The following is an 843-nucleotide window of genomic DNA, read 5'->3' as shown; positions in this document are numbered from 1 at the left end:
AGATTGCTTCTCAGCCATCTGTGCATTACGAATACGTGTGAACATATCCGCAAGCGTATCTTGCATACTCATCGTATGAACTCCTAGTCTTTTTAGTTGTGCAGTATCAAAAACAAGCCGGAAGGAAACCCCACCAGCTTGTTATGGTACTTACCAACGTTTCTTTACTGGTATTACCAGCTTGCTTTTTTCAGGCCGGGCACATTACCACTCATTCCCTGTTCACGCAATTTAATTCGTGAAAGTTTGAACTTGCGGTATACGCCATGTGGTCGACCTGTCACTTGACAGCGATTTCTAAGTCTGCTTGGACTAGCGTTACGCGGTAGCTTTTGCAATTGTTTCTGAGCTTCCCAACGATCTTCATCAGAAGTATTTTGGTTAGAGATAATTGCTTTTAGCTCCGCACGCTTCTCAGCATACTTGGCTACTGTTTTTTCGCGCTTTAGTTCGCGCTGCTTCATTGAGATCTTAGCCATTGCTTCTTACCCTTATTTTTTGAACGGGAAGTTGAAAGCGCGAAGCAAAGCTCGACCCTCATCATCCGTTGCAGCAGATGTAGTAATAGTAATGTCTAGACCACGAATCTTATCGACTTTGTCGTAATCAATCTCTGGGAATATGATTTGCTCTTTAACACCCATTGAATAATTACCACGTCCGTCAAATGACTTCGAGTTTAGACCTCGGAAGTCGCGGATACGCGGAATAGCGATACCAACTAAACGCTCGAAAAATTCCCACATACGCTCGCCACGTAAAGTAACTTTACAGCCGATCGGATAACCTTCACGAACTTTAAAGCCAGCTACTGACTTACGAGCTTTTGTAGTCACTGGCTTT

At 43.7% G+C, this 843-nt stretch carries 2 protein-coding genes and 1 pseudogene; all 3 read right to left on the bottom strand.

Annotation, left to right across the window (positions count from 1 at the left end; translation table 11 throughout):
• A pseudogene (rpsH, locus tag A3729_RS31465) lies at positions 1-72 on the bottom strand (30S ribosomal protein S8); the annotation flags it as partial.
• Positions 73-173: 101 nt separating this feature from the next.
• A complete protein-coding gene (gene rpsN / locus A3729_RS08985; RefSeq protein WP_068508540.1) occupies positions 174-479 on the bottom strand; it encodes a 30S ribosomal protein S14 in 306 nt (101 codons plus the stop codon).
• A 12-nt stretch (positions 480-491) separates the two neighbouring features.
• A partial coding sequence (rplE, locus tag A3729_RS08980) for a 50S ribosomal protein L5 (protein WP_068633701.1) occupies positions 492-843 on the bottom strand: 352 nt, incomplete at its 5' end.

Source organism: Oleiphilus sp. HI0043 (assembly GCF_001634935.1).
Note: the sequence above shows the minus strand (reverse complement) of the source record. Positions and strands in the feature narration are given on the sequence as shown.

Excerpts from the sequence above, each read along its gene's own strand:
- rpsN (WP_068508540.1), bottom strand. The coding sequence starts at position 479 with ATGGCTAAGATCTCAATGAAGCAGCGCGAACTAAAGCGCGAAAAAACA.